Annotated in this window: 19 protein-coding genes; 10 read left to right on the forward strand and 9 right to left on the reverse strand. The window is 52.5% G+C overall.

Going from position 1 to position 20,934, the window contains the following annotated elements:
• Nucleotides 1-420 precede the first annotated feature (420 nt).
• The 5 genes from F3F93_RS07060 to F3F93_RS07080 are packed head-to-tail and all read left to right on the forward strand — an operon-like array spanning nucleotide 421 to nucleotide 5,598.
• Nucleotides 421-2,685, forward strand: a complete 2,265-nt coding sequence (locus tag F3F93_RS07060; RefSeq protein WP_347239221.1) for an Rne/Rng family ribonuclease — start codon at nucleotides 421-423, stop codon at nucleotides 2,683-2,685.
• On the forward strand, nucleotides 2,682-3,656 hold the full coding sequence (locus F3F93_RS07065; RefSeq protein ID WP_176958473.1) for an RluA family pseudouridine synthase: 975 nt from the start codon (nucleotides 2,682-2,684) through the stop codon (nucleotides 3,654-3,656). The genes F3F93_RS07060 and F3F93_RS07065 overlap by 4 nt, the downstream gene beginning before the upstream one ends.
• Entirely contained in the window at nucleotides 3,649-4,410 is a 762-nt protein-coding gene (gene pgeF / locus F3F93_RS07070) for a peptidoglycan editing factor PgeF (RefSeq protein WP_176958474.1), read from the forward strand. The genes F3F93_RS07065 and pgeF overlap by 8 nt, the downstream gene beginning before the upstream one ends.
• Before the next feature lie 11 nt (nucleotides 4,411-4,421).
• Nucleotides 4,422-5,159, forward strand: a complete 738-nt coding sequence (locus F3F93_RS07075) for an outer membrane protein assembly factor BamD (RefSeq protein ID WP_176958475.1) — start codon at nucleotides 4,422-4,424, stop codon at nucleotides 5,157-5,159.
• A gap of 55 nt (nucleotides 5,160-5,214) precedes the next feature.
• Nucleotides 5,215-5,598 (forward strand): hypothetical protein, encoded by a 384-nt coding sequence (locus tag F3F93_RS07080; protein ID WP_176958476.1) that lies wholly within the window; start codon nucleotides 5,215-5,217, stop codon nucleotides 5,596-5,598.
• Nucleotides 5,599-5,615: 17 nt separating this feature from the next.
• Here the strand turns inward: F3F93_RS07080 and F3F93_RS07085 are convergent, their stop codons facing one another.
• The 5 genes from F3F93_RS07085 to F3F93_RS07105 all read right to left on the reverse strand — a co-directional run bounded on the left by F3F93_RS07085 (nucleotide 5,616) and on the right by F3F93_RS07105 (nucleotide 12,072).
• Entirely contained in the window at nucleotides 5,616-8,039 is a 2,424-nt protein-coding gene (locus tag F3F93_RS07085; protein ID WP_176958477.1) for an acyl-CoA dehydrogenase, read from the reverse strand.
• A gap of 121 nt (nucleotides 8,040-8,160) precedes the next feature.
• Nucleotides 8,161-9,411 (reverse strand): outer membrane protein transport protein, encoded by a 1,251-nt coding sequence (locus F3F93_RS07090; protein WP_176958478.1) that lies wholly within the window; start codon nucleotides 9,409-9,411, stop codon nucleotides 8,161-8,163.
• A gap of 86 nt (nucleotides 9,412-9,497) precedes the next feature.
• On the reverse strand, nucleotides 9,498-10,919 hold the full coding sequence (locus F3F93_RS07095; RefSeq protein WP_176958479.1) for an FAD-dependent oxidoreductase: 1,422 nt from the start codon (nucleotides 10,917-10,919) through the stop codon (nucleotides 9,498-9,500).
• Nucleotides 10,919-11,623 carry a TVP38/TMEM64 family protein gene (locus tag F3F93_RS07100; protein ID WP_176958480.1) on the reverse strand — a complete coding sequence of 235 codons (705 nt, stop codon included), beginning with the start codon at nucleotides 11,621-11,623 and terminating at the stop codon, nucleotides 10,919-10,921. The genes F3F93_RS07095 and F3F93_RS07100 overlap by 1 nt, the downstream gene beginning before the upstream one ends.
• Nucleotides 11,624-11,631: 8 nt before the next feature.
• On the reverse strand, nucleotides 11,632-12,072 hold the full coding sequence (locus F3F93_RS07105) for a hypothetical protein (RefSeq protein ID WP_176958481.1): 441 nt from the start codon (nucleotides 12,070-12,072) through the stop codon (nucleotides 11,632-11,634).
• Between the two features lie 104 nt (nucleotides 12,073-12,176).
• On the opposite strand from F3F93_RS07105, the gene F3F93_RS07110 reads away from it, so the two are divergent.
• The 3 genes from F3F93_RS07110 to F3F93_RS07120 all read left to right on the forward strand — a co-directional run bounded on the left by F3F93_RS07110 (nucleotide 12,177) and on the right by F3F93_RS07120 (nucleotide 15,145).
• Entirely contained in the window at nucleotides 12,177-13,769 is a 1,593-nt protein-coding gene (locus tag F3F93_RS07110) for a peptide chain release factor 3 (protein ID WP_176958482.1), read from the forward strand.
• Nucleotides 13,770-13,979: 210 nt separating this feature from the next.
• The gene (yjgA, locus tag F3F93_RS07115; protein WP_176958483.1) at nucleotides 13,980-14,495 is read left to right on the forward strand and encodes a ribosome biogenesis factor YjgA; all 516 of its coding nucleotides are present in this window, start codon (nucleotides 13,980-13,982) and stop codon (nucleotides 14,493-14,495) included.
• A gap of 260 nt (nucleotides 14,496-14,755) precedes the next feature.
• Nucleotides 14,756-15,145 (forward strand): c-type cytochrome, encoded by a 390-nt coding sequence (locus F3F93_RS07120; protein WP_176958484.1) that lies wholly within the window; start codon nucleotides 14,756-14,758, stop codon nucleotides 15,143-15,145.
• On the opposite strand, the gene F3F93_RS07125 is transcribed toward F3F93_RS07120, so the two are convergent.
• Nucleotides 15,142-15,555, reverse strand: coding sequence for a hypothetical protein (locus F3F93_RS07125; protein WP_176958485.1), 414 nt, complete (start codon nucleotides 15,553-15,555; stop codon nucleotides 15,142-15,144). The two genes, F3F93_RS07120 and F3F93_RS07125, sit on opposite strands and share 4 nt — an antisense overlap.
• A 94-nt stretch (nucleotides 15,556-15,649) precedes the next feature.
• Here F3F93_RS07125 and F3F93_RS07130 point away from each other — a divergent pair, with 94 nt between their 5' ends.
• Nucleotides 15,650-16,246 carry an SCO family protein gene (locus F3F93_RS07130; protein WP_176958486.1) on the forward strand — a complete coding sequence of 199 codons (597 nt, stop codon included), beginning with the start codon at nucleotides 15,650-15,652 and terminating at the stop codon, nucleotides 16,244-16,246.
• 163 nt (nucleotides 16,247-16,409) lie between these two features.
• Here the strand turns inward: F3F93_RS07130 and F3F93_RS07135 are convergent, their stop codons facing one another.
• From F3F93_RS07135 to F3F93_RS07145, 3 genes are read right to left on the reverse strand one after another with little or no spacing between them, the layout of a single operon-like run.
• Complete coding sequence (locus F3F93_RS07135; protein ID WP_206675392.1) at nucleotides 16,410-17,762, reverse strand: MFS transporter; 1,353 nt, start codon at nucleotides 17,760-17,762, stop codon at nucleotides 16,410-16,412.
• Between the two features lie 10 nt (nucleotides 17,763-17,772).
• The gene (locus tag F3F93_RS07140) at nucleotides 17,773-18,813 is read right to left on the reverse strand and encodes a COX15/CtaA family protein (RefSeq protein ID WP_176958487.1); all 1,041 of its coding nucleotides are present in this window, start codon (nucleotides 18,811-18,813) and stop codon (nucleotides 17,773-17,775) included.
• A gap of 5 nt (nucleotides 18,814-18,818) precedes the next feature.
• Entirely contained in the window at nucleotides 18,819-20,183 is a 1,365-nt protein-coding gene (locus F3F93_RS07145; RefSeq protein WP_176958488.1) for a cbb3-type cytochrome c oxidase subunit I, read from the reverse strand.
• Between the two features lie 160 nt (nucleotides 20,184-20,343).
• On the opposite strand from F3F93_RS07145, the gene F3F93_RS07150 reads away from it, so the two are divergent.
• Nucleotides 20,344-20,931: a cytochrome b/b6 domain-containing protein gene (locus F3F93_RS07150; RefSeq protein ID WP_176958489.1), complete on the forward strand. Its 588-nt coding sequence runs from the start codon at nucleotides 20,344-20,346 to the stop codon at nucleotides 20,929-20,931.
• The last annotated feature ends 3 nt before the right edge of the window (nucleotides 20,932-20,934 follow it).

A 20,934-nucleotide genomic window follows, 5' to 3' on the forward strand; every position in this document is an offset into this window, starting at 1 on the left:
AGAGTCGCATCGGTATGCAGCGAGCTCCGTGTTTTCCTGCATCACACGATAATCACCAACGCACAGGCAATAGTAGTGATTTGTACTCGGGAATCCCAGCCTCCGACGAAGTAGATGGCAGGGTTACTTTTTTTTCCGGTATTGTTCTGAGCGTATCGATGTCATGTGATCGTTTGCCAACGTTGAGCCTGCATAAAATAAAAGAAAGCGTTTGAAAGACTTTAAGCTTACCAACCCGAATCAGCGCGGCTGGAAGCAAACATAGATGTGACTGAATAGTCCATAATTATCAGTAACTGTATGGGATTTTTCTATCTTAAGCAGTGTGACTATTCGGCCTTTTGGCAGAGCTGTTCTATGCAACCGGTCTGCCACCGATCTGTAATTCAGAGGTCTCTCAAGCGCCAAAAGGATGATGGCGTGACTGCACCAAAAAAACTCATGCTCATCAATGCAAACCACGACGAAGAGAGTCGTGTTGCCATTGTTGAGGACGGCTACCTGCACGAACTGGATATCGAATGTGCCAGCAAAGCCCTGACCAAAAGTAATATCTACAAGGGTAAAATCACCAAAGTCGAGGCGAGCCTGCAGGCTGCCTTTGTCGAATACGGCTCAGCCAGACAGGGTTTCCTGTCGCTGAACGAGATTCACCCCGACTACTGGAAAGATGGTGTCGATAAATCGGCTAACCCGCGCAACCTCTCCATTCAGGATATCCTGCAACCGAAACAGGAGATTCTGGTTCAGGTGGTCAAAGAGGAGCGCGGCAATAAAGGCGCAGCCCTGACCACCCAGATCTCTCTGGCCGGTCGCTACCTGGTCTTGAGCCCCAACACCACACGTGGCGGCATCTCGCGCAAGCTCTCCGATGAAGAGCGCCGCTCGATGAAAGAGATCCTCTCCCAGCTTGAGGTTCCCGATAACATGGGACTGATTATCCGCACTGCCGGTAAAGATCAGAACCTTGAAGCGCTGCAGCGCGACTACAGCTATCTGCGCCGTCTCTGGGATGAGATTCGTATCAAGAGTGAAACCACCCCGTCACCTGCCCTGATCTATCTTGAGGGTGATCTGGCAACACGTGCAATTCGTGACCACTTCTCCGATGATGTACAGGAGATCTGGGTTGATAACCATGAGGTCTACACCCACACCAAAGCCTTTGTACACGCGGTACTGCCGGGTAAAGAGAAGCTGGTTAAACTCTATCGCGGTAAAGTTCCGCTGTTCCGCAGCTACAATATCGAATCGCAATGTGAAGAGATTCATGAGCGTGAAATCCGTCTTCCCTCCGGCGGTTCGATTGTGCTTGATCCGACCGAAGCGCTGACTGCGATCGACATCAACTCCTCACGCGCCACCAAAGGCAAACATATCGATGATACTGCCCTGGCCATCAATCTGGAGGCGGCTGAAGAGATCGCCCGCCAGCTGCGTATCCGTGATATCGGAGGCCTGATTGTTATCGACTTTATCGATATGGCCAGCCGCAAGCATGGCCAGCAGGTTGAAGAGGTATTGCGCAAGGCGTGTAAGGGTGACAAGGCTCGCATCCAGTTTGCCCGCATCTCCCGTTTCGGTCTTCTTGAGATGAGCCGTCAGCGTCTGCACCCGTCGGTACGTGAATCCACTACCGAGCCGTGCCCGCGCTGTCAGGGTCGCGGTTCCATCCGCACGGTGGAATCGATGGCACTGCAGATGCTCACCCGTATGGAAGATTGGGCAGAGGCCGGCAAGAAACCGACGCTGATCGTGCAGGTACCATCGGATACCGGCGAGTACCTTATGAACAACAAACGCGCCAACATAGCCCGCATCGAAGAGGTCAATGAGGTTCAGATCACCCTGCAGATCAGGCCTGATCTCGATATTCCGCACTACCGCATTGAGCGTCAGTGGAGTGAAAACAATCAGCAGCGTGTTGAAGTGCTTGAAGACACCAGCAAAAAGATCAAACCACCACGTTCAGGCCGCAAGCTTAAACCTGTGAAACCGGTGGTTGGTATCCCAACACCGCCACCGCCTGAGCCTGAAGTGAAAAAAGATGGCCCACTGAAGACGTTGATCAACATCCTCACCGGTGCCAGTCGCAAAGAGAAGCTGCAGAAACAGGCGGAAGAGGAAGAGCTGCGCCTGAAACAGGAGGCGGCGGCTAACAGTCGCAAGCGCCGCAGCAGTGGCACAGGCAACAGAGGTCGCCGTCGTCCGGCTGGCAACAGTGCTGCAAAAGAGAACGAGGAAGGCACTGCAGCTCAGAACGATCAGCCGCGCAGTGAAACGCAGCGCCCCAAACGCAAACGCAAACCCAAACCGAAGGTTGAAAAAACCGATGTGGTGCCGACTGATGTTGTACAGGCTGAAGCGGGTGACAGTGGCGAGAGCTCCGAGGCAAAACCTCGCCGTCGCCGTCGCCGTCGCCGTCGCCCTTCCGGCAACAGAGATGGTGCTCCGACCCAGGGCCAGGAGAACAGTCAGCATGATGGTGGAGAGAGCAATACCGCACCAACTGCTCAGGCTGATGACCAGAAACCGGCCCGCACCAGGAGACCGGCTAAGGAGAAGAGCCCTGACACTGCTGCCCCTCAGGAGAACCAGCCACAAGCTCCTACTCAGGAGAGCCAGCCACAAGCTGCTGTTCAGCAGGAGAGGAAGCCTGAAGCTGCCGCGTCACAGGGCGAGTGAGCAACGCTAATTTACCCGAGCCACTGATCATCACGGTTAGTCGTGATCAGGATGGTAAACGCGTTGATGCACTGCTTGCTGCAGTCAGTGAGCTGAGCCGCAATCACATCCAGCAACTGCTCAAGGACGGGTGCATCGTTGATGCCTCCGGATCAGCAATCACCCAGCCTTCACGACGTGTCGTTGAGGGTGACTGCTTCACCATCAAGCTGCCGCCTGTGCAGCCGCTGGAGCTCAGTGCCGAAGATATTCCGCTGGATATCCTCTTTGAAGATGAGCATCTGCTGGTGATCAACAAGCCGGCAGGTATGGTGGTGCACCCTTCTCATGGTCATGACCATGGGACACTTGTGCATGCCCTGCTACACCACTGCTGCGATTTGCCCGGCATCAACGGCAAAGAGCGACCCGGCATCGTGCACCGGCTTGATAAGGATACCTCTGGCAGCCTGCTGGTGGCTAAAACCGAAATCACCCATCGTCGACTCACCGAGATGTTTGCCACCCACGATCTGGATCGCCAGTACGTCGCCTGGTGTCGCGGCACAACAAACTGGCGCGTTAAACGCATTGAACTGCCGCTGGCAAGACACCCCCAGCAGCGCCAGAAGATGGCAGTCGTGCATGGTGGGCGCGAAGCGATCACCGATGCCACGGTTGAACATATCTATGGCCCCTTTTCACAGATGCGTCTGCAGCTGCATACCGGCCGCACGCATCAGATTCGCGTGCATCTGACCCACGAAAAACTACCCATTCTCGGTGACCCGGTTTACGGCCGCAGCTTTAATCCCGGTTCCAATATACCGGAACCGACACGCAGCCTGATCCGTGCACTGACCCGTCAGGCGCTGCACGCTGAACTGCTCGCCTTTACCCACCCTGTAACAGGTGAGGCACTGCATATCACTGCACCCCTTCCCGAAGATCTACGCAAACTTGATAAGGCGATGCGCCAGAACTATGGCTGAACAGCTGCTTTGCTCTGAACTGTTCAGGCAGCACACCATCACCGCAGTTTTCACACAGCGTAGCGGCGGCTTCAGCCCTCCCCCTTTCGACAGCTTTAATTTCGGTAGCGGTTTGGGCGATAGTGAATCCGCTATTAAGCGCAACCTGAACCGCCTTGTAACTGTCGCGGGCTTGGAGAGTCAGCCGCATCAAGTGATTCAGGTTCATGGCAACACAAGTTACCGCTGTAGCGGCCCCGGCCAGATGCACCGGCAGGAAGCCGATATCCTGATTAGCCGGGATCCGGGCACTGCCCTTGCTGTTCGCACCGCAGACTGCCTGCCGGTTCTGCTGGCAGATCCGCAAAACGGTATCATCGCGGCGGTGCATGCCGGTTGGCGTGGCACAGCTGCCGGAGTTGTCTGCCGGGCTGTGGAAGAGATGGTCACGCTTGGTGCAGCGCAGGAGCATATCATCGCCTCACTTGGCCCCTGTATCGGCCCATGCTGTTTTAAGATAGGCAGAGATGCCGCCGACCAGCTTGCCGCCAGCTGTGCCGGTGCTGACAACTGCATCGGTGATCAGCCTGAGTTACATGCGGATCTTCAGGCCATCAATCGACTGCAGCTGCTGCAGAGCGGCGTGAGTGCGCAGCGCGTGGAGATCTTTTCTGACTGCACGGCATGTGATCCTGAGCGCTTCTACTCCTATCGCAGGGATGGCAAAAACAGCGGACGTCATCTGGGCGTTGTCGCGCTGCCCTCTACACCGTAAACTCCGCAGTCATGAATATCCGCCTCTTTAGCCAACTTTCGATCGCCTCTTTACTGCTTCTCCTCTCAGGCTGTGCCACCGACGAAGCCTATGATAAGGCGGGTGCGGAAAAACAGTACGACGCTGCCAAGCAGAAGATCAATCTGGGACAGTACAATGCCGCCGCATTTGACCTGGAAAAGTTCAGTGCCACCTTTCCTTACAGCAGTTATGCCACCAAGGGTGAGCTGCTGCGTATCTTCTCTGCCTACCGTGGTGGCGAATACACACTGACTGAAACCCTGAGCGAGAGCTTCATTGAACGTCACCCCAAACACAAACATATCGATTATGCCAAATACATGCTGGCCATGAGCTACTACATGCAGCGCAGCACCAAGGAGCATGATCAGACACACAACAAGAAGGCCATTGAGAGCTTTGAGCGACTGATCAGGGAACACCCGACAAGCAAATATGCCAAAGATGTGCAGCCGCGTATTCAGAAACTGTACAACTCAATCGGCGAACATGAACTGCTGGTCGGCAAGTACTACTTTGACCAAGATCGCTATGTGGCTGCAGCCAACCGTTTCCAGAAGGTTGTTAAAGAGTACCAGACCACATCGGCCATTGAAGAGTCACTCTACTACCTTGCAGCCTCCTATGCTGAAATGGGGTTGAGCAAGGATGCCCGCCAGATGGCACTGCTGCTCAGGCACAACTATCCCGACAGCAGATGGAGCAGCAAAGCTAAAGATTTCCTCTGAGTTGATCAGAGACTTATAAGTGCTCCGACACCTGCAACAGAGACCGATCCAGTGCATGGCAGTGATCCTGACGCTGCTGCTCAGTGCATGTGGTGGCGACAAACAGGATATTCATCAGCTGCTTGATGCCCGCGATCAGGCGGTCAGCAGCCGCAACATCAACAGTTACAGTGCCCTGCTGTATCATGATTACAACCATAATGGTCAAACCACCTCGGATCTGCTCGCAAGGGTGGAAGCACTCTTTTTTCAATTCGATACGATGGAGATGAGCTCCAGTGACCGCACCATCTATTTTGTCGATGATACCCATGCCCAGTGTGAACAGAGTTACATACTCAGGGTTAAAGCTGATGATCAGTGGCGTGCCATTGCCCAGCGCGAACGCCTTGATCTGACCAAAGCAGCCGATGGCTGGAAGATCAGCGGCGGTCTTTAGTCCGGCTTTTCAACCCGTCACTTCGACCACAAATCACCGGCAAAATCGTCAACCATAATCGCTTTTCGCACGGCCTCTTTTGCAGCCAACAGCAGATCAGCCTCCTCTCTGCTGATCTTCTCAGCCGTCACTGCTGTTTCGATCCATGCCGCGTAAGTGGTTTCCGGCGTATAGATAAAACCGGCAGTGCGAAGCTGCTTCTCAATCGGTTCAACCTGTATGGTCAGCGCCATAGCGTGGTGCAGGCAGCCGGTCAGGTCATCTTTATCCTCCGGGTTATAGATGCCATCAACAAGCCGCTCACGCGCAGCTGATGGTTCGATCAGCATGCTGGCCACCTGATGTGTCAGACGATCCCCCGGCGGTTTGCGGTGCACGCCCAAGGGAAAGGCCCAGGCACGCATTTTCCATGCCACAGGTCGCAGCGGAAAGTTGCGAATGATACCATCAAGGGCCTGCTGTACCTGATAAAGGGCAAACTGGCATGACCAGTGCACCAGCGGCAGGTCAGCTCTGCATCGCCCCTCATCCTCATAGCGTTTAAGCACAGCTGAAGTCAGATAGAGATAAGCCATGGCATCAGCAAAGCGACCTGATATCGACTCCTTGCGTTTCAGTGCTCCTCCAAGTGTTAACAGTGCCAGATCAGCCATGGCAGCCATGGCGGCACTGTAACGGGCGATTTGCCGATAGTAGGTGGCGGTTGGCCCTGCAACCGGGGATGAGGCAAACAGAGCCCCTGAAAGGCCATAGAGCACTGCTCTGGCGGCATTGGCAATGGTGTAGCCGACATGTGACATCAGGGCGGCATCAAAGCGCAGAAGTGCTTCATCCCTATCCTCAAGCGAAGCTGCTTCAATCTCCTGTTGCAGATAGGGATGACAACGCATCGCCCCCTGCCCGAACACCATCATACTGCGAGTCAGTATATTCGCCCCCTCCACGGTGATGGCGACCGGAATCGACTGGTAGGTGCGACCAAGGTAGTTGGATGGCCCCAGACAGATGCCGCGTCCACCATGCACATCCATTGCATCATTGATCACCACACGCATGCTCTCGGTCAAATAGCGTTTGGCGATCGCAGTCAGCACAGCCGGTTTCTCGCCCTGATCAAGTGCTGAGGTGGTTAATCGTACTGTGGCATCCATCATATAGGTCAGGCCGCCAATGCGTGCCAGCGCCTCCTCCACCCCCTCAAAGTTACCAATAGATGTCCTGAACTGTTTGCGCAGCCGGGCATAGGCGCCGGTTGTGTCACACGCCATCTTACCGGCTGCGGCACTAAGTGAAGGCAGTGAAATACCACGGCCAATGGAGAGCCGTTCAACCAGCATGCGCCACCCCTTACCGATCATCTTCTCACCGCCAATGACCCAATCCAGCGGAATGATCACATCCACACCACGGTTCGGGCCATTAAGAAAGGCGATATTCAACGGATCATGACGGGCACCAATCTCGATACCGGGAAAATCGGTTGGCACCAGTGCGCAGGTGATGCCCAGATCCTCCTGATCACCCAGCAGATGGTCAGGATCATAGGCGTGAAATGCCAGACCCAGCACGGTAGCAATCGGGCCAAGGGTGATATAGCGCTTCTCCCAGTTCAGTCTGAGACCCAACCGCTGTTCTCCTTCAAACTCGATGTTGCAGACGATACCTGTATCGGGAATTGAGCCGGCATCCGAGCCGGCATCCGGGCCGGTCAGTGCAAAACAGGGCACCTCATCACCAGCTGCCAAGCGTGGCAGATAGTGATTCTTCTGTTCCTCTGTTCCATAGGCCATAAGGAGCTCGGCCGGCCCCAGCGAATTGGGCACCATCACCGTCACCGCCGCCGCACCGCTACGGCTGGCGATCTTCTGAATCACACAGGCATGTGCATAGGCTGAGAACTCAAGGCCACCGTAGGATTTCGGGATAATCATGGCGAAGAAACCATGGCTGCGAATATAATGCCACACCTCAGGTGGAAGATCGCGAAGCTCATGGTTAATCTGCCAGTCATTGAGCATGGCACAGAGCTCATTTACCGGCCCATCAAGAAAGGCCTGCTCCTCACTGCTTAACTGCGCTTTAGGGGTTTTCAGCAGGATATCCCAATCGGGATTACCCTGAAAAAGTTCTGCATCCCACCAAACAGTTCCGGCCTCTACCGCATCACGCTCAGTCTGTGACATCGGTGGTAGCACTTTACGGATATATGTCAGAATTGGGCTACTGACCCGGCTTTTGCGAATCTCATCAAAACCGAGCAGTAAAAAAGCCAGCGCAATCAGAACAAAGAGTATGCTTCCGATTGTCATATTCAGGCCTGCTCCGATGAGCAGGAAATCAGAGATTGTTAACAGGGCAAGCCAGATATGCAGAGAGAGTTTGGTGTTGGCCAACAGAAACAGAACACCGAAAAACAGGGCCAGAATAAGCATCCACAACATGGCAACCTCCTGTGGTCAGGAAAAAGAAACTAACCTTTTGTCTACAGTATAGCTTCGTATCTCTCATTCACCCAACAATAAAGGGGGCCAGCTGGCCCCCTTCAATCACTCATAAGACAGATCAGAAACGATAACTGAGTGATGCCATGATGATATGGGCATCACCTGTATAGATACCGTTTTTCACAGTGTTCGGTGAACCGGGGTAAGGACCTACCGCTGACGCTGTCTGGTTTCGGGTCCGGATATAAACGTAGGCATAAGCCAGATCAATTGTCGTATCCGGATTCACATCATAACCGTGGCCGATCGATACGATATGCCGATCATTACCCGGCACAGATGGTGAGAAATCGGCATCCCTGATAGGTGTGGGAGAAAAAACATAACCGACTCGAGCTCTCAGGTGAGGAAGATACTTCCACTCTGCACCCGCTCTGAGGTCAACGGTTGCCTTCCAGTTCTGAGGCAGATCAGTTTGACCGGTAACCGGGCCTCCCAGAACACCCTGCAGCGCAGATAGCTGAGCACGGTAGAGGGCACTGTTATAACGAATGTTGATCGCATCATAGGTTTTCCAGTTCACCCAGTCGGCATCCAGACTAATTGTCCACTGATCATTCGGCATGAAAGCAAGGCCGACATTGACCTGATCAGGCAGTGTAACAGAGGTAGTAGCCGATGAACTGGTAGCACCCGTCAACAGTGCAAAAGCGCCCAGAGCCCGTGCTGTTCCCTTCAGATCCACCTTTATTCTGCTGCGATAGTTAATACCGAAATTAAAGCCGTCACCCTTATAGAAAATTGAGGCATTACCACCCCAACCATCACCGCTACCGCTCAGATTCTGTGCTGTATTGTTCAGATCCACCTGATTCAAATAGGCATAATCTACACCTGCAGCAAAAGAGAAACGGTCAGAGAGCTGGAATACTATACTGGGATTAACCAGCACCATATTGATGCGCGAAAAGGTGTTTTTTCCGGCGAAAGGAGCTGTTGTCGGCCAGTCCGTCTCTAGACCAAACGGAGCGTTGATGCTTAAAGCCGCTCCCAACTTGGAGCCTTCATCCCAATAGGTGAAATAGGCATGGGGAACGAAAAAAGTACCATCCTTCGCTTTGGTTACTGTAGCGCGCTCATACTGATTGCTTGTGAGGATCAGATCACTACCGACCATAATCTGACCACCCTGAGTGAATGCCACACCAGCGGGATTATGCCATGCCGCAGAAGCATCATCAGCGATGGCAGTAAAGGCACTACCCATACCTGTCGAACGGGTGGCCATCTCGCCAATCATAAAACCACCCGCCTGCGCGCTTTGCAGACCACAACATGTCAGAATAAAAAACCATATAAAACGTTTCATAACACTCCCTCCTCCAAAGAATTCGTGTGACAGAAACAGCATAGACAGGAATTTCCCTACTTGCAAACCGGCTTTTAGGTGGTGCGTCATATTTTCAACAGCAAGCTGACCACCCTGCGGGTAGCGCTGGAGAAGAGTTTGTCTGTGTAAAAACGTCCTGCAATGCGTTTATTGGCTTCAGCCAATGTCGGGTATGGCGCAATCATTGAGGCCATAGCCCCGATCTTCATTTTCTGGCTTATGGCCAGGATCCACGGCTGAATCAATTCACCGGCGTGCAGTCCAGCGATACCTGCACCAAGGATTACGCCTTTCGGCGTTGTAATCACCTTGATCATCCCTTCGCTCCGTCTCTCGGCCTGAGCACGGTCATTCTCAGCAAAGCTCCAGCGCAGCACACGAATCGCTATTCCCGTCTTAACTGCATCTGCTTCAGAGAGTCCGACATGGGCAAGCTCAGGGTCTGTGAAGGTCACCCATGGCACTGCCGAATAATCCACTTTGGCAGGCAACTTGAAGAGCATGTTACGAATCACAATACCAGCCTGATAGGCAGCCATATGGGTAAACTGGTATGGGCCTGCCACATCACCAATGGCAAACACCTTTTTGTTACTGGTGCGCAGACGGGCATCAACATCAACACCATGCGGTGAGTATCTGATGCCTGCTGTTTCAAGATTCAGACCACTGACATTGGCACGGCGACCAGTGGCAATCAGCAGATGAGATCCGATAACGCACTGCGCCCCGCCATCGGTGTTACAATATGCTGCGATTCTTCCATCAGCGGTTTTCTCAAGCCGGAGGTCTCGCCCCCCTTCATGAAATTCAACCCCCTCCTGCTGCAGCCTCTGAATAACGATCTTCGTCAATTCCGGGTCATCTTTCATCAGCAGACGGGCCATCTCCATCACCGTCACTTTGGCACCAAGGCGCCTGTGTGCCTGCGCCATCTCTATACCAATCGGACCGCCACCAATGACAATCAGGTGTTTTACGGCTTCACGATTAGAAAAAAGATTCTCATTGGTGAGATAGGGAACCTCGTTCAACCCTTCAATCGGTGGAACAAAAGGTGATGAGCCGGTCGCAAGAACAAAGTACTTCGCCCTGATCAGTTGATCTCCGGCTCTGACCGTATCGCTATCGATAAAACTTGCAGCGGCACGAATCACGGTGACACCCAAACCCTCAAAGCGTTCCTGTGAATCATTCGGTGCAATCGATGCAATCACCTGCTGCACATGCCTATTCACTGTTGACCAGTCGACCAGCGGTTCTGTGCCCTGGATGCCAAACTGTGCCGATTCACGGCATGTGTGTGCGACATGGGCCGCAGCAAGCAGCGCCTTGGAGGGCACGCAGCCCGCATTCAGACAGTCGCCGCCCATCTCACCCTTTTCAATGAGTGCCACTTTCGCCCCCATCTGGGAGGCACCGGCAGCTACGCTCAATCCCCCCGATCCGGCACCAATCACACAGATATCTACATGGATCGTATCCATTACTTTATCTCCTCTGCTGCAGGCTTGCGAAAACGTTTGTAGATTACGGGCATCAGGCTCAACAGAGCCAGACCAAACAGCGCCCCGAGAATTTCAGGGGTCATCACCCCCTGCAGTGAAATCTCACCACCCTGATCGAGCAGACTGCCAATCCCTGATCCGGCCAGTGCAAAGACAAAGGTGGCCGGCATAATCCCGAAGAAGGTGGCGATCAGATAAACCCTGAGCGGCACACCAAGGAACGCAGGTACCAGATTGACCAGAAAAAACGGGAAGATTGGCACCAACCTCAGCACAAGCATGTAACTCATTGCATTATCAGCAAACCCCTTCTGCATTCTGGTCACTGAATCACCGGCTTTGGCCAGCAGATAGTCACCCAGTGAACTCTTGGCGAGCAGAAACAGCAACACGGCCCCAACCGTTGCTCCGACAACCGTATACAGCCCTCCGGCAACAGCACCGAACAGAAATCCGCCAGTCACTGTCATCACCAGCCCTCCCGGCAGTGAAAAAGCGACGACCGCAACATAAACAAGCATGAAAAGTAGCGGAGCAAGAAGTGCATGCTCGGATACCCAGACGGAGAGCAGCATACGATGCTCTCTTAAGGCTTCAAAACTGAGATAACGCCCCAGATCAAAAAACAGGAACAGCCCCAGGACCAACAGCAGCAATATAAGTGGCATTAAACGTTTCAACATAAGCAGACTCACTCCACAATCAGCAGATAATCGGGCGTTGGGTTCAGGGGGCAGGCGTAGCGATATTCACCCGCTTCAAGACTCACCCTATAATCCTTTGTAGCACCTGTATGCAAACCACCACCAGACGTTGAAGGAAGTGTATATCTGGAGAGGCCGGCACCACGCAACCAGAAACCCAGGGCATAGGGAACATCCCAGTTGCTTACCCGGAATATATAATCTCCGGCTTTCAGACGCAGTGCAGTTGCCTTCTGCAGTCGTAACTCGCCGGTTTTCTCATTCACTGCTGCACACGCATCGGCTGAATATGCCTTGTAGTGCACCGTATCCGCCTCTGCCTCAATGATCTGACAGGCTGTCTGCGTTAAGGTAATCACCTCGGCTGCCTGCGCATAAGGAAGTGGCAACAGCAGCAAAAGGGTCATCGTACTCCATATCTCTCTCATGTTGATCTCCGTACCCTCTCAGTCGTGACTCTTCAAAATATATTACACAGTCCACAATCACCCTTTGCTTATGTAGACTGCGCGCCTTCGCAGGAGAGAGTCACATGAGTTTGCAGTCTGAAATCGAGAAACGTCGCACCTTTGGTATTATTTCGCATCCGGATGCGGGTAAAACCACGCTGACAGAGAAACTGCTGATGTTCGGTGGTGCGATTCAGATGGCCGGTGCTGTAAAAGCACGAAAAGCGAGTAGGCATGCCACATCGGACTGGATGAAAATCGAGCAGGAGCGCGGTATCTCTGTCGCCTCATCGGTGATGAAGTTCAACTATAAGATCGGCAAACGAGATTTTGAGGTCAACCTGCTTGATACACCGGGCCATCAGGACTTCTCCGAAGATACCTACCGCGTCCTCACTGCTGTGGACTCAGCCATGATGGTGATCGATTCAGGTAAAGGCGTGGAGCCGCAGACCGAGAAGCTGATGGAGGTGTGCCGCATGCGCAACACCCCTATCGTCACCTTTATCAACAAACTCGACCGTGAAGGGCTGGAGCCGCTCGATATTCTTGCCGATATTGAAGAGAAACTGCAGATCGAGTGCACCCCGATGACCTGGCCGATCGGCATGGGCAAATCGTTTAAGGGTGTTTACAACCTGTATAAGAAGGAGATCAACCTGTTTAAGGCAGGCTCTGAAACCGCCGACATCAAGAGCATCCATATCGAAGATCTGAATGATCCCAAGCTCGATGAACTTCTTGGTTCGCAGGCCGATGAGCTGCGTGAAAACATCGAACTGCTGGAGGGTGCTGCTGATCCGTTTGATCTTGAGCACTTCCTGGCCGGCAGTCAGTCTCCTGTATTCTTCGGCTCTGCCGTCAATAACTTCGGTGTTAAAGAGCTGCTCGATGCCTTCTGTGAACTGGCTCCCCACCCCGGCCCGCGTGAAGCAATGCAACGCTCCGTGAATCCGGATGAGGAGGCCTTCTCCGGCTTCTGCTTTAAAATTCAGGCGAATATGGATCCGGCCCATCGTGACCGTATCGCATTCTTCCGCATCTGCTCAGGTAAATTTACCAAGGGGATGAGCGTGCGTCACCACCGCATCGGTAAAGATGTGAAGATCCCCAATGCCACCATCTTTATGGCACAGGATCGTGCCCATGTGGAAGAGGCCTATGCCGGTGACATCATCGGTATCCATAACCACGGCACGATAAAGATCGGCGACACCTTTACCAGCAAAGAGGAGCTGAAATTCACCGGCATTCCGAACTTCGCTCCTGAACTATTCCGCCGCGTGCGGCTGATCGATCCGATGAAACGTAAACAACTGCATAAAGGATTGATCCAGCTCTCTGAAGAGGGCGCGGTACAGGTATTCAAAACCAACATGGGCGGTGACTATATTCTTGGCGCCGTAGGTGTACTGCAGTTTGATGTTACCGTAGCACGCCTGAAGGCTGAATATAAGGTGGATGCAGATTACGTCGCAACCGACTTTCAGGTTGCCCGCTGGGTTACATCTGATAATGAGAAGAAACTGGCTGAATTCACCCGTCTGTTCGACTCCGCCCTGGCAGAGGATGCCGATGGCTTCCTGGCCTATCTGGCACCCAGCGCCTGGAAACTCAGCTATACAGAAGAGCAGTGGCCCGATATCACCTTCCACAAAACCCGTGAGCACATCTGAATTAGACACAGATAAACGCAGATATTCGCAGATAGAAAAAACTTAAAAACAGAAGCTACCATTCACCAAGCTGCCATGTGTTTCTCTTACTGATCTTTATCTGTGTCCACAGGTGAATTGCGCTTGCGCAAGAGAGAGTGCCCTGGGGCTTCTGCGTAAATCTAAAAATTTGCATAGGACAGCTTGGAGAAGGCTCGCTACACTTGCCGCATGTATGATACAGAGAGTGAAGAGTTTCAGGGCGTTGAACGTTTAAACAGAACCCAGCAGAAGCGGGAGATTTCAGAGCTGCATGATCTGGCTCGAAGCCTCTCCAGGCTTGATCCGGTTGCACTGGAGAAGATGGATCTGCCTAAAGAGCTGTTCAATGCGTTGATCAGTGTGCAGAAGATGAAACATGGCGCCGAAAAACGGCAGTTCAAGTTCATCGTCAAGCTACTACGCCAAAGTCAGGATGATACCGACTCCTTCCTTGAAACCATTTCAGAGCTGGATGCCAAAAAGGAAGAACAGGATAAGAACTTTCACCGCACCGAGCGCTGGCGTGATCGTCTGATCGCCGATGGCCACGATGCAGTAACCGAATTCATGGCTACCTATCCACAGGCTGATGTCAGTCAGATCAGGCAGCTGGTTCGCAATGCCAACAAAGAGCTGTTGCAGAACAAACCTCCCAAATCATCACGCGCCCTGTTCAAACTACTGCGTGATGTGATCTGCCAGTAAAAAAGAGAGTCTGTTATTCGCGCTTGGCTGCTTTCGCCTCATTTTTTGAAATCCAGTCAGCCCGCTCTTTGTTGATCTGCTCCATGCAGTTTCCGGCTATGATACGCCCCCCACAGGCATTACTATTACTTTTTCAGGCCATTTTCTCGCTGTTGCAAACAGGAAACAGCCTTAAATGCTGTCACTGCCTGATCAGGAGGTGAAGTATCTGCATCAATTATGATAGGGTATATGCCACTTTAAACAGTGAGAGGTTTTCCATGAAACGCGTTGTTATTTCGGCACTATCGATCTTTCTTGCAACAGGCCTGAGCGCCTGTGGCGATGGCGGCAACAGCAACGACATTGTCGGCAAAACCTTGCAGAATCTGGCTAATGAGTCTCTTCCGGGTGCTGATATCACACGCAGAGAGTGCGGCTCCTGTCACTATCTCGATAAAAATGTGCGCAAAGTCGGCCCATCACTACAGGGCATCTATGGACAGACTCCGAAAACCAAAGGTATACCTGTTGAAGTATGGGATGAGGCCTCTCTTGACGCATGGATAGAGAACCCTACGGGTGTAGATCCGAAAACACGCATGAAGATCCCCGGCATCAAAGATGCTGAAAAACGGGCTCAGATCATCGAATATCTAAAACTGCTTTAACCCTGATCGACAGCTGCTGAAAGGCCTTCGACCATAATAAACAGCATCATTCTGAATTTCACATAGAGCACGGTAATCAGTGTGGTACTGATTGCCGTAATGGCGATCGGATTCATCTCGGAGTCTCGCATCACCAGTCGGGGCATCAGTATCGCGCCACCCATGACACCGGAACCGATTGACTGCAGCACCAGCAGAAACACCTTGATCACCGGCATCGATGGTACCGCATCCAGACTACCGAAGATCACCAGCGTGAGAGCCACAAACCCAACCCATGGCAGGTAGATAAAGAGATATTCGATAAAGTGAAAATGCACATCTTTGCGATGGCCGAGCATGATAATGGTGACAGCGATGATATTGGCCGGCACCAGATAGAAGAGCAGCGAGAGGAGATAATCGTTCATAGGTTCATCTTCCCTCCTGTATTCCCTGCATGCAGATGTTATGCTTCGTTCTCAGCAAAGGCCACTTCCACCCTTTTATGGAGTAACCCACCACATGAGCAACAACATCGGTAAGTTCCCAATTATTGTCCTGATTCTGGCCATCTCCATGATTGGCTTTGGCGTCTATAATCTGAACAAGATGCCTGATACAAAGTATCCGCAGTTTAATGCGGAATTCACACTACATAATGCTGAAGGCACGGTCTCTTTCTCTGATCTGGCAGGAAAAGTAAGCGTCATCTTTTTCGGATATACCCACTGCCCGGATATATGCCCTGCCACCCTGCTGAATTTCGGCAAAGCTCTTAAACTACTTGATGAAGATGAACAGAAGCTGGTACGCGCCGTATTCATCTCACTCGACCATGACCGCGACACCCCGGAGATGCTGAGTAAATACACCCGATATTTTCACCCGGACATCATCGGTCTGACCGGCAACGAAGCCGAGATAACTGCTGCTGCCAAAGCCTTTATGGTTCCCAAAGAGAAGAACAAACCCAATGCCAAGGGCAACTACACCATGAACCACGGAACCTATCTCTATGTGATGCGTCCTGATGGCAAACTGGGCGAGTTGGCCAGTCATCAGGATCCTCCGGAGAAGATCGTTGCCTCCCTGCGCGCCTGGATCAAGTGGGCTGAATAGTCTTTAGCTTTAGGTATGAGATGAATGATCCCTACTATCGACTTCACACAGGCGCAGACGTGAATATTACCTTCTAAATCAATAGCGTAAGAGATACCTATAACCATCGAATAATAGTATTGAGCAGTCGTGATACTATTTATAACTGATCAGCCTGAAACTCTTATTTGCCGATTAAGGCCATCACATGCTGTTGATCGAACAGCTTTTTATCTACTTTCAGGTAGGCGACACCATCTTCCGGAATCACTTTCACTTCATGTACGCCAGCAAGTTGTTTGATCTGCTTAGCCAGTTGCTCAGCAGCAGCGTCATCGTGAACTTGGACATGAACCATAAACGAGGAGAGATAGGCAGGCACCTTCATACCGAGTGCCAGTAGAAGCCAGCCAAGTGCGATTGCAGCACAAACGTAAAAAACGGCCTGCATGCCGAATGCGCCGGAGAGCCAGCCGCCACCTGCGCCACCGATAAAGGCGCCGAGGAACTGGGAGGTGGAGTAGACACCCATGGCGGTGCCCTTACTCTCTACCGGCGCCATGCGTGAGATCAGTGACGGCAGACTCGCCTCCAATACATTGAATGCTGTGAAGAAGAGTAGCAGGCCGAAACCCACGGCAATGAGCGAACGCTGATCGGTACCCAGCATCACCTCGGCAATCACCATCAACAGAATCGAACCGAGAAACACCTGTTTCATCTTCTGCCTCTTCTCGGCAAGCATCACCAGAGGAGCCATGCCGAGCACTGAGATCATCAATACAGGCAGATAGAACCAGGCGTGCTGATCTGTCGGCAAGCCCAGTTTATCCCTGAGCACAAAGGGAAGAGCGGTAAACATCGCCATCATAATACCGTGTTGAATCAGAATACCGACATCAAGTCTGAACAGCTGCGCATTAAATAAAATCTGCTTGAGCTGGGCAGGAACGGTCTCTACCTCACGATGAAAGTTCAGATGTTCGGGTTCCGGAACCAGCAGATAGAGAATAGCGATACCGGCTGCTGCCAGCACGGCAGTCATCCAGAAGATACCATCAACACCGATGGCACTATTGAGCAGCGGGCCAACCATCAGTGCCAGTGTGAACGACATACCGATAGAGACACCCATAATCGCCATCGCTTTGGTACGCTCCTCCTCCCGGGTCAGATCAGCCATCAGTGCCATCATGGCGGCAGCAATGGCTCCTGAGCCCTGAATAGCCCGGCCGATAATCACGCCCCAGATCGAGTCGGACATGGCGGCGACCACACTACCGATGGCAAACAGCAGCAGACCAAGGGTAATGATCGGCTTGCGACCGAAACGATCTGATAACATACCAAAGGGGATCTGGAAGATCGCCATGGTCAGCCCGTACACACCGAGTGCCAGACCGATCAGCATCGGGGTTACCCCCTCCAGCCCTTCGGCATAGAGCGAGAAGACCGGCAGGATCATAAACAGCCCGAGCATGCGCAGGCCATAGATACCCGCCAGCGAGAAGACGCTGCGCCGTTCGAACAGGTTCAAAGATTAAGGCCTATTTATCAGTGGATTGAAGCATGCGCAGGGTAAACAGCGAGAAAGCAAACAACACCATCGCACCACCCTGATGTGCCACCCCCAGATGCAGCTGCACGACAGAGAGCAGCGTGGCTACACCAAGACAGAACTGGATCACAACCATGCCCAGCATCAGATGCATGCCCACTTTGGCAGCACCAACCAGCTCAAATTTGCGCGAGTAGAGGAATGTTCCGATCACCAGCAGCAACACCGTTTCAGCCAGCAGGCGATGATTAAATTGAACCGCAGCAATATTTTCAAACCAGTTCAAATAATAGGGCTGCAACATGCCATAACCCTCTGGAATGAAGTTACCACCCATGAACGGGAAGGTGTTGTAGGCAAAACCCGCCTTCAGACCCGCTACAAAGCCGCCTGCAGCCACAGTAACGGCAATCAGTAGCGTAACCAGGGCAACGACTGAAAACAGCGGCTTAACGCTGTAGAGCGATGGTTCACGTTTAGGGAAGAGCAGCCCTGCCGCAACCCAGAGGATATAGGCAAAGATCGCAAACGCCGCCATCAGATGGGCGGTCAGTCGATACTGACTCACATGCGCCTGATCAAAACCACTGCTTACCATGTACCAGCCCAACACACCCTGCATGCCACCGAGCAGGAACATGATCACCAACTGCGGACGCAGAGGCTTGCTGATCTTGCCGGCAAACAGGAAGTAGAGGAATGGCAGCAGGAAGAAGATACCGATCAAGCGACCCCAGACACGGTGGATATACTCAAGCATAAAGATGCCCTTATACCCTTCCAGATCCATATTCGGATTCAACTCATAAAATTCAGGAATCTGCTTGTAATGTTTGAATGACTCCAGCCATGCCGCTTCGCTCATCGGCGGGATCCAGCCCATCAGCGGATCCCATGTCATCATTGAGAGACCTGAATGGGTCAGGCGAGTTGCTCCGCCAATCACCAGCATAATGAAGATGGCGGCACAGACGAAAAGTAACCAGTAGGCGATCTGCCTGTCGTATTGAACCTGATCGGAATGACTCATCTCTATTACGCTCCGTTAACCAGTTTATTGCGCCCTTTCAGCATCACAGGCAACACTACAAATGCAAACAGAAGACCACTGAGTACAGCAATCACACCACCAATACCAACCAGATCCTGTGGCGTGATCATACTCTGCAGACCGATATCCTGCGTGGTACCAACCACCTTACGTTTCATGCCATGTCCACCGCCCCAGGCCAGCCCGACAATATGCATGATCTGACCGACGGCATAGGCGTAAACCTGAATACGCGCCCACTTCAGGTTTGGCGTGGCAAAACCGAACTGCGGCAACCAGTAGTAGGTCATCGCCATAAAGGCCATGGTTACCGCCACAATGGAGCCGTGATAATGGGCTGTGATCAGCGTGCTGCTCTCGCCGATAAACAGACCGAGCACGCCACCCATGGCAAACAGGATGATCGAGAAGATCAGTGCCGCATAGAGATGGCGGGAAGCCTTATCTGCAGCCGACTGGGTGAGTAGTGCCCAGACTACAGGCAGACCAATCAGCAGTGGTGCAACACCATTACCATCACGCATCAGCCAGACATACCAGCTCATAAATTCAGGGCCACCAATATCATAGGCCAGGAAAGGCCACGGCATCATCAACACCGGAGCAACACCGATGGCAAAGGCTGCCATCAGATAGAGCGGCTTGGCTTTTACCTCAAGACCACAGGCCTGAGCGATCCAGAGCCAGGCGACACAGATCAGGGCGGTATGGGCAAACTGCAGAATGTGGCCACCGGCCCAGTAGAGGCTCTCATAGTAGGAGCGGCCACTGGCAATCGGGGTGTCGGTAAAGGTCCAGATCAGCGCGATCATGGCGATCAGAGTGGCGATAGCTGCGGTCAGCGTACCAAAACGAATAGCCCCCTCACCGCTGTTCTCGCGTGATTCCTTACACTTCAGTGCCCACATCGAGCGCAGCACAAGCAACAGCACACCACCACCAAAGACAATAAGACCTTTGATAAACATGCGATTTTCCAGCATAGGAACATAGTTGTTGGTCAGTGGATTGGCATCACCGGTTAAAGGGGAGACACCAATCACAACACCACCAAAGACTACCAGAAACAGCGATAACCAGCCGGTCATCACCTGTCTGCCGCCGGTATTCAGTGTCCAGAAGACACCGGCAATGGCAATCAGCCACCACAACACGGTGAAATCGACATGCAGCACCAGTGCGGTATAGAAGAAATCTTTCCAGGGCATCTCATAGGTGGTCCTGGCCAGTGCCAGCAGCAGCGGATAGATACCCGATGCCAGCAGAAATCCAACTGCAACATAGAGCCAGCCTACAGCCAGCTTGCTCTGTGGTGATTCGGTAATGGGAAGAGAGAACTTGGTCGTCATCGGAAATCCTGTTCTGCTTTATTGACTACAGTGCATTTTTGGCCGCGCATCCTAACACCAGCCTTAACCCGACGCAGCAGATTTATCCTTTTGCCACTGCTGGATAAGAGAACCATTTCAGCTCTTCCCAATTGCTTAAGTTCTGTAAAGAGTGGCGCCCATGAGATATGAAAAAAGCATACGCATCCTGCACATCCTGCTGCTACTGACAGTGCTTAGCCAACTTGCAACCGAGCTGTTCATGCAAGTGCCCAAACCGGGGGAAGCAGCTGATCACTTCGCACTCTTCCTCTTCTCGATTCACTGGGTCATTGGCTTCTTCGTGTTGATCATCGCCCTCTCCTACCTGATGCTGGTTATGGACAAAGATGATCATCGCAACCGTCTGTTCCCGTGGCTTGAGAAGGATCTGCGCGCAGCTCTGCTAGTAGAGGCCAAACGCGATATTCCAGGCTGGTTCAAGGGCAAACTCCCCGCCCCTGATCAGGTTCACCTGATTGCAGGTACGGTACACGGATTGGGGCTGCTGCTGGCAACTGGCCTTGGCACAACCGGTGTAATCATCTATCTCGGCATCAAGCATGACGGCAGCATGCCGCCAGCGATTCACTTTATCAGAGAGATACACGAGGTGCTGGGTATCATGTTATGGCTCTTCTTTATCGGTCACCTGAGTATGGCAATTCTGCATCAGATCAAAGGACACAGGGTTTTTCAGGCTATCTTCACTGCAGAGCAGAAGCAGTGAATC

Origin of the sequence: Mariprofundus sp. KV (assembly GCF_013387475.1) — a bacterium.
Classification (GTDB): Bacteria; Pseudomonadota; Zetaproteobacteria; order Mariprofundales; family Mariprofundaceae; genus Mariprofundus.

Coding starts and splice junctions, on each gene's coding strand:
- F3F93_RS07145 (WP_176958488.1), bottom strand. CDS start 20,183: ATGACGACCAAGTTCTCTCTTCCCATTACCGAATCACCACAGAGCAAG.
- F3F93_RS07100 (WP_176958480.1), bottom strand. CDS start 11,623: ATGTTGAAACGTTTAATGCCACTTATATTGCTGCTGTTGGTCCTGGGG.
- yjgA (WP_176958483.1), top strand. CDS start 13,980: ATGTATGATACAGAGAGTGAAGAGTTTCAGGGCGTTGAACGTTTAAAC.
- F3F93_RS07090 (WP_176958478.1), bottom strand. CDS start 9,411: ATGAAACGTTTTATATGGTTTTTTATTCTGACATGTTGTGGTCTGCAA.
- F3F93_RS07140 (WP_176958487.1), bottom strand. CDS start 18,813: ATGAGTCATTCCGATCAGGTTCAATACGACAGGCAGATCGCCTACTGG.
- F3F93_RS07150 (WP_176958489.1), top strand. CDS start 20,344: ATGAGATATGAAAAAAGCATACGCATCCTGCACATCCTGCTGCTACTG.
- pgeF (WP_176958474.1), top strand. CDS start 3,649: ATGGCTGAACAGCTGCTTTGCTCTGAACTGTTCAGGCAGCACACCATC.
- F3F93_RS07125 (WP_176958485.1), bottom strand. CDS start 15,555: ATGAACGATTATCTCCTCTCGCTGCTCTTCTATCTGGTGCCGGCCAAT.
- F3F93_RS07120 (WP_176958484.1), top strand. CDS start 14,756: ATGAAACGCGTTGTTATTTCGGCACTATCGATCTTTCTTGCAACAGGC.
- F3F93_RS07130 (WP_176958486.1), top strand. CDS start 15,650: ATGAGCAACAACATCGGTAAGTTCCCAATTATTGTCCTGATTCTGGCC.
- F3F93_RS07105 (WP_176958481.1), bottom strand. CDS start 12,072: ATGAGAGAGATATGGAGTACGATGACCCTTTTGCTGCTGTTGCCACTT.
- F3F93_RS07085 (WP_176958477.1), bottom strand. CDS start 8,039: ATGTTGTGGATGCTTATTCTGGCCCTGTTTTTCGGTGTTCTGTTTCTG.
- F3F93_RS07075 (WP_176958475.1), top strand. CDS start 4,422: ATGAATATCCGCCTCTTTAGCCAACTTTCGATCGCCTCTTTACTGCTT.
- F3F93_RS07080 (WP_176958476.1), top strand. CDS start 5,215: ATGGCAGTGATCCTGACGCTGCTGCTCAGTGCATGTGGTGGCGACAAA.
- F3F93_RS07095 (WP_176958479.1), bottom strand. CDS start 10,919: ATGGATACGATCCATGTAGATATCTGTGTGATTGGTGCCGGATCGGGG.
- F3F93_RS07110 (WP_176958482.1), top strand. CDS start 12,177: ATGAGTTTGCAGTCTGAAATCGAGAAACGTCGCACCTTTGGTATTATT.